Origin of the sequence: Methylibium sp. (assembly GCF_013817345.1) — a bacterium.
Taxonomy (GTDB): domain Bacteria; phylum Pseudomonadota; class Gammaproteobacteria; order Burkholderiales; family Burkholderiaceae_C; genus Methylibium.
The window spans coordinates 1-6,875 of sequence record NZ_JACDCW010000146.1; the positions used below are offsets into that span (position 1 = coordinate 1).

Annotated in this window: 6 protein-coding genes and 3 pseudogenes; 7 read left to right on the forward strand and 2 right to left on the reverse strand. The window is 66.0% G+C overall.

The genetic code is table 11. The features are described 5' to 3' along the window. Positions 1-319: 319 nt before the first annotated feature. Both H0W40_RS18395 and H0W40_RS18400 read left to right on the forward strand, forming a co-directional pair. Positions 320-562 (forward strand): CopG family ribbon-helix-helix protein, encoded by a 243-nt coding sequence (locus H0W40_RS18395; RefSeq protein ID WP_292449168.1) that lies wholly within the window; start codon positions 320-322, stop codon positions 560-562. Next, complete coding sequence (locus tag H0W40_RS18400) at positions 552-836, forward strand: type II toxin-antitoxin system RelE/ParE family toxin (RefSeq protein ID WP_292449169.1); 285 nt, start codon at positions 552-554, stop codon at positions 834-836. Before H0W40_RS18395 ends, H0W40_RS18400 begins: the two co-directional genes overlap by 11 nt. On the opposite strand, the gene H0W40_RS18405 is transcribed toward H0W40_RS18400, so the two are convergent. Continuing rightward, positions 810-1,055: a response regulator gene (locus H0W40_RS18405; protein WP_292449175.1), complete on the reverse strand. Its 246-nt coding sequence runs from the start codon at positions 1,053-1,055 to the stop codon at positions 810-812. The two genes, H0W40_RS18400 and H0W40_RS18405, sit on opposite strands and share 27 nt — an antisense overlap. Positions 1,056-1,131: 76 nt before the next feature. Further along, a pseudogene (locus H0W40_RS18410) lies at positions 1,132-1,377 on the reverse strand (hypothetical protein); the annotation flags it as partial. 1,125 nt (positions 1,378-2,502) lie between these two features. Between H0W40_RS18410 and H0W40_RS18415 the strand changes: the two are divergent. The 5 genes and pseudogenes from H0W40_RS18415 to H0W40_RS18435 all read left to right on the forward strand — a co-directional run. Then, complete coding sequence (locus tag H0W40_RS18415) at positions 2,503-2,679, forward strand: hypothetical protein (protein ID WP_292449171.1); 177 nt, start codon at positions 2,503-2,505, stop codon at positions 2,677-2,679. A 53-nt stretch (positions 2,680-2,732) separates the two neighbouring features. Beyond that, positions 2,733-2,863: pseudogene (locus H0W40_RS18420) on the forward strand (BAX inhibitor (BI)-1/YccA family protein); the annotation flags it as partial. A gap of 800 nt (positions 2,864-3,663) precedes the next feature. After that, on the forward strand, positions 3,664-5,118 hold the full coding sequence (locus tag H0W40_RS18425; protein WP_292449172.1) for an iron-containing redox enzyme family protein: 1,455 nt from the start codon (positions 3,664-3,666) through the stop codon (positions 5,116-5,118). Positions 5,119-5,372: 254 nt separating this feature from the next. Further along, complete coding sequence (locus H0W40_RS18430; protein WP_292449174.1) at positions 5,373-6,146, forward strand: cyanophycinase; 774 nt, start codon at positions 5,373-5,375, stop codon at positions 6,144-6,146. Further along, positions 6,143-6,875, forward strand: a pseudogene (locus H0W40_RS18435) (cyanophycin synthetase); the annotation flags it as partial. The gene H0W40_RS18430 and the pseudogene H0W40_RS18435, both read left to right, overlap by 4 nt.

Here is a 6,875-nt window from a genome sequence, read left to right on the forward strand (position 1 = left end):
CTTGCTTGAATGCGCGCGCAGGTCCGGGTCCTTGGCATCACGCGAGGACCTGCTGCACCGTTCCAGGGTGCGGCGATGGTCGTTCACACCGATGTGCCGCCGCGCCACCGCCGATCCGATATGTCCGCGGACCGACTCAAGCGCAAGGTCCTCCAAGATTCTCGAGTCCGGAGATCCAGATGCGCGGTTGACCTGCCCGAAACCCGTCATCGGCGCCGTGCTCCACAGCCACTCACATGACTGCATCCGTGACGTAAGTCAGCGAACGAAGTGCGCCGTTGTGGTATTGTGTGTACGTTCAAGCGCTGCGAGCCCCAACATGTCCACGACCATGACCGTCCGCCTTGAAGACGACGTCAAGGACCGCCTCGATGTCTTGGCCGAAGCGACCCAGCGCAGCAAGTCGTTCCTGGCCGCTGAAGCCATCCGTTCCTACGTCGAAAACAACGAGTGGCAGATCGGCGAGATCCAGGCGGCGCTGAAGGAAGCCGATGCCGGTGACTTTGCCAGCGACAAGGATGTCACTGCACTGGCCAAGAAGTGGAAAGTGAATGCGCGTTAGGTGGCTGCGCAAGGCACTGCGCAACCTTGACGATGAGGCTACCTACATCGCGGCTGACGACGCCACGGCCGCGGGTTTGGTCGTCAAGCGCGTACTTGATGCCGTCTCAATTCTTGCGGAGCAGCCGGGTCTCGGTCGGCCTGGTCGAGTGCCCGGCACCCGCGAGTTGATCGTGGCAAAGACGCGCTACATCGTTCCCTACCGCGTGCGGGGCGAGACGGTCGAGATCCTGCGCGTGTTTCACACATCACGGCGGCTGCCAGAACGGTGGTGAATGGGCCGGTCGCCGCCACACGATCCTGATGACGGCAGTCAGGAGTTCGAGCCCCGAGCGCTGGCCGAGGTTGAGATCGAGCAGCAAAACCTCGGGGCTCAAACGCAGCAATTCGCCAAGGGCGGTCGTCAGGTCGGCGCTCTCGGCCACCACTTGGTGGCCGGCTGATTCGAGCACCGAGCGGATGCCGTCGCGCAGCATCACATGGTCGTCGACCAGTTAGACGCGCGTCATGCGCTTCGGCTCTGAGGCAGGGGCCCCCAGTGCCGCGAGGACGCAGCGATTTGTGCTGACGTCACCGCAAAGAGTCTAACGAGTCGACGCTGATACACCGTGCGGCCGCTGATGGGGTCGTCGAGTGCCCAGTCCCACAGCGCCGTGTCGATTGCAAATCGCCTACCAAGGGTATACACGTCGCCGTGACCGCGATGTCGGGCACCCCTGAATGGCACAGCGTTGCCTTCGTGCGCCGCTTGGAGTGCGTGCCGTAGTCGGCCGGATCAAGGCCGAGCTCTTCGACCGAGCCTTCCAGGATCCGCGCGTCCGACATGGCCGCGGATGCAAGCAACTCGGCTGGCCGCAAGGTGCCGGAGCGCTGCGACCTCATGTCGCGGCAGACGTTCCAGGCGCTCATGGCCAGACGTGGCCCGTCGTGGGTATGAGGCCCATACAGCGCCCATACAGCACGTAGTCGTCGAAGTAGGCCTGCTTCCTGCACTTCGTCCTTGCTGCACAGGATCTCGGTGCGGTGCGCATGGTCTGCATGATCAACGGCGAACCCGGCGCCGGCAAGACGACCTTGGCGCTGCAATAGCTGCTGCAAGGCGTGAGGGAAGGCGACACCACCCGGTATGTGACCCTGGGTGAGATGGCGAGCGAACTGCGCGTCACTACTGAATCGCACGGCTGGTCCAAGCGCTCCTTGAGGCGGTGGAGCGCGTCAAGCCACGTCGCATGGTGCTGGACCGAGCGGATTGGAGGTCTTTCCGCGGCTGACGCCGAACGAGCATGGCGCGGTGTTCAGCCGCGAAGTTGTTCTTAGTGGCGTGGCGGCGCTGGACGCCCTGCTTGGCGAACTCACTACCGGACGCTCAAACCGGTCACACTCCAGAAATCGCGCTAACGTGCTCCGGGATAAACATCTCCGTCAGTGGCCCGATCATCGCTCGCCAACGTCGCAGCCGCCGAGGCAGGCCTCGACGACCACTTGACCATGTCTTTCGTATCGAACAGCGGCTAAACCTTCGACCGGGCGCCGCTGTCGATGCGGCCTTCCCCGATTAATGAATCGACGACCAAGAATGGCATGAAGCGCACTGTCAGCCCGAGACGTGAAGGCGCGGGCAAGGCATCCGGGGCTTTCCAAGCTTGGCTGCGGCCCATCGCATGCTGCGCCTGTGTGGCGTGCAGCGCCTTTGCGACGCTCCGCGTCCGCGGCACTGCCTGTCACCGCGCCAACGACCGGTCCCGAAGGTACTGCTCACCTTTCACAGGCGGCGAGCGACATCCCGAGTGAGCAGCTTCACCAGCTGGGAGCTGATGGTTTGAAGGATCGCCTGTAGTTGCTTGTCGGCCGCCGCCGCCTCCGACGTAACGGAATTGGCGCGCGAGCCGACCGGAATTGGCGCGCGAGCCGACCAACGAACGCACGTTCGGCGATTGGTCCATGAAATATGTGCCCGGCGAGCGGGCGCTGGGCGACCTGATGCGAGCTTGGGGAATGGCACGGTTCGATCCCTATGCCTTGAAGCCGGAGCAGCTCGATGCGGCAGTCACCTATTTGCGGAAGCAGGTCAATGCGGCACACCAGTTGCCGGACGAGCGTTCGAGGAGGAGCTTCTGAGCCCCGCCCAGCACGGCCGCAAAAGTCGCGCCTTGGCATGGCTGGCTCCTCGGGTGCATGACCTCAAGCGAGCGCAGGACGGGCTGGAAACCAACTACGTCAGCGCCACTCTGGGCGTGTACCTCAGCATCTACAACGATTCCAGTCCTTGCTGATGTTGCTGGGCATTTTCGGCGGCCAGAAGAGCAAGCCGCACATCGTGCCGGGCGCTGCGCAGCGAAGCGGCTTTTTCGCCCGCCGCTGGCGCGGCGAGCGGCCGGCAGCAATGGTGTTCTGGCGCGACATCGTCGTCGCCGCGGCCTGTTGAACCTGCTGGCAAGCTTTGCCGCCCTGATGCTTGTGGCACAACGTGCGCCCATGGGCCTGCCAGTGGCGTTGCACTTCGCGCCGCTGTTCCTGTGCCTGGCACTGTGGCGCCACGCAGCGTGCTCCCGCACACTGGCCTGGGCCGCCGGCTGTGGTTCCTGGCCGCCGCACTGCTGTAGCGCTGCCGTCCCGGTTGAAGGCGCGATTTCGGACGACAGGAAGTTCAAGCTCAGTTCTCGCGCCCGAGCCAAGAGCTGGGCCTGCATCTTGAAAGTCGAGCGGATGAACTCAGGACTCGACAGGCAAGAGCCGACTACTGGCCGGTCAGGAGACCCGCCGTTTTCGGGCGAACGCTCCCTCAACTCCCTTCGCAGGCTTTCGCCACTGTGTCAATGACCCCCCACGGGGGACACCCGCCGCCACTTCAACGAGAGGCTGGATATCGATAGGACCCCGAGTCACTTTCACAGGCTGTCCCGATAGAAAGCCTCGACTGCCAGCAGTCGGAATGGTTGAGGGCAACAACTTCTCCGTACGTTCTAGGGAACGGGTATGTCGCTTGCTCCTCCGCGGCACGAACTCTTTTGTGGATTGCTAAAATTGAAAGACAGTTCTGTCTCCGGGATTCATCGGGCCGACCCAAACGCGACACCGCCGCGCCGCGCCCGCGCCGTTTCGGTGTACTCAGCGCTGCTGCGTGAGGGCGGAGGCGGGCCCGGGCAGATTGACGAGCTGGCGCGCTCGGCGTCGCGCTCGTTCCTGCTCGATCAGATCGACGCCACTAGCGAGTTGGCGTGCGACTTTCCCGATCACATCCGCTCGCTTCCGGTATGGCTGGAGCAAGAAAACCGCGAAGCTGCCGAGCGCTACCGTCAATACCTCGACGAGCGGCAGGCTGGAGCGCCGCGCCGCTTCTTCTCAACTCGCTCGCACGCTCTGCACTTCCTGCGCGCCGTCGCTCCGACCAAGCTGGTCGACGGTGCGTGGCTATACGGCCTGCTGCCGCATTGGAACGACGCACGATTCGGTGCCCTTATTCGCATCTACCTCGATGAGCTGGGCCAGGGCCGGCGGGCGCAGAACCACGTCGCCCTCTACCGGGATTTGCTCTCCAGCCACGGCCTCGAAGGCCACGGTGCCGAACGGCTGGCTGACGAGCACTACACCCAGGGCGCCATTCAGCTCGCGCTCGCCCACCATGCCGACGAGTTCCTTCCCGAACTTATCGGCTTCAACCTCGGCTACGAGCAGCTGCCCTTGCACCTGCCCATCACCGCCTATGAGCTGGCCGAGCTCGACATCGACCCCTACTACTTCACGCTGCATGTCACCGTCGACAACGGGGCGAGCGGTCATGCTCGGCAGGCGCTCGACGGCCTGCTCGCGGCTTGGCCGCGCCTGGGAAGCGGCCGCGAATTCTTCGCGCGCGTCGCCGCTGGCTTCAAGCTCAACCTGCTCGGCATGGGTACGGTAGATGCAATCGAGTCGTTCGACATGGAGCGCGAGCTGCTTGGCGTTTTAGCCAACAAAGCCGTGGTGGGCGCGCCGCTGCACTCCGACTACTGCAGCGTCGGTGGCAAAACGGTGACCGAGTGGCTAAGCGAGCCGGCCCGCCTGCCCGACTTCCTGCGTGCACTTGAAGGCCTGGGCTGGATCCGGCGCGGCCAGCCGCCGGTGAACAGCCGCTTCTGGAGGCTCCTGCACGACGAAGGCTCGCCCATGTTCGGCGTGTTCACGGCCTGGGAGCAGGCGCTGGTCGCCGACTGGATCGCCGCTGCGCCCGGGGCGGCTACGCCGGGATCGCCCCCGCCGCCGCCGCCGCGGCGGCCGTCACGCCGCTTCCCGAAGCGCGTCGTCGCGCCTGCTGCCAATGCCGTCTCGCGCCCGCCCCGCCCCGCCCGCGGCACGACGGTGGCCGATGTCCTGAGCCATCACCTCGCCGGCCTTGATCGCGCCACCGCCGGCGATTTCAATGCCGACCTGCGCCTTCTCTCTGACCGGCTGGCCGGCGTGACCGGCCGCGCTGAGGCAATGGCCCGCTTGATCGGACTGCTCTCGCCTGCCAACCACTCCACCCCTGTCGGCCTGCTGGCGACGCGGATCTACACCAACCTGCGCGACGCCCATGAATGACCACGCCCTCGGGGCCCTGGGCCGGGCCCTGATGGGGCACGGCAACCGTTTCATGACCCGAATATGAAGCGGAGCAAGGCGTTCCCTGCGGTCGTGACGCATGGTGGCGTTGGCAATTCAAAGAACACGAGGGATGCCTTGTGATGACAGCGAGGACGCACTCGGCGCCGTCGCCTGTGTGCGCGACGTCAAGAACCCCGTGCAGCTCGCCCGAGCCGTGCCGGCACACCGCCGCGAGCACGCTGCACGAGGAAATGTGGGGGCGCAAACGACGAAGCCTTCGGAACCCTCGGCGCCGCAGCGCCATCGCCATCGCCATCGCCATCGCCAACCGCGACGATGCCAGCGACGAGGCCGCGGCCCAGCAGGTCTACGAGGCCGACGGTATCTTCATGACCGGCGGTGACCAGAAGCGGCTGATCGCGCTGACCGCGGCACCCGCATCGACAAGGCCATGCATCGCGCCCTGCGCGAGCGCGGCGCCTGCATCGGGCACCAGCGCCGGCGCATCGGTGATGTCGGTACACATGCTGTTCGACGGCAGCCGCGACATCCTGCCGCAGAAGAGTTTGGTGCACCTCGCGGCCGGCCTTGGCTTCGTGCGCCGGGTCGTCAGCGACCAGCACCTCTCGGAGCGCCAGCGGCTCGGCCGGCTGCCCGCCATCGTCGCCCAGAACCCATATCTGCTCGGCGCTGGCATCGACGAAAACACCGCTCTCGTCATTGAGCCGGGCCACGGCATAGAGATCATCGGCGAGGGCGCTGTGACGTTGATCAATGGCTGCGAAATGCTGTCGAACTACCTCGACGCCGCCGATAAGGAAAGCCTCGAGCTCTTCAACGTCACGCTGCACCTGCTGCCGGCTGGCGCCCACTACCGCCACGACGGCGGCAGGACAGGCGCCAGCGAGTCGCGCGACGACGTAGGGGCCCGGCCCATCCCCAAGACGCTCGTCGACCTGATCGGTGCGGTGACGGCGACGCCCGATAGCGGCGCCCAAGGCCGCTTCCAGGGAGCGGCATCGTGAAGCTCGTCGAACGCCGCCTGCTGCGCGGTCCCAACATTCATTCGCCGCGGCCCTGCCTGCTGGCGGTGATCGACCTCGAAGGGCTTGACGACGTCTCGTCGGCCTCCCCGGACGGCTTCACCGACCGCCTGCTCGCCCTGCTCCCCACGCTGCAGAAGCACCGCTGCTCGCCTGGCTACGTCGGGGGCTTCGTCGAGCGGCTGCGCGCCGGCACCTACATGGCCCACATCGTCGAGCACGTGACGCTCGAGCTGCAGTGCCTGGCCGGCCCGGCCGTCGGCTTTGGCAAGGCGCGGATGGTGCGCGACCGGCCGCGCCACTACCGCGTCGTCGTTGCCTACCGCAGCGAGAGCGTGGCTCAGCGCGCCATCGAGGTCGCGCTCGCATTGGTCGAGCGGCTGGCCACCGGCGAAGCGTTCGCGCTCGAGCCGGTGCTGATCGAGCTGCGCTCGCTCGCCGCTCGCGCCGCGATCGGGCCCAGCACCCGTGCCATCGTCGACGCCGCCGAGCAACGCGGGATTCCCATCACACGGCTGACCGAATCGGCGAACCTGTTCCAGCTCGGCTGGGGCGCGCTGCAGCAGCGCGTGCAGGCGACGATCACCAGCCAGACGAACCACGTCGCAGTCAGCATCGCCAGCGACAAGGAGCTCACCAAGAAACTGCTCGCCGAGGCCGGCCTGCGGGTGCCACGCGGCCAGACGGTCAGCAGCATCGAAGCAGCTCACC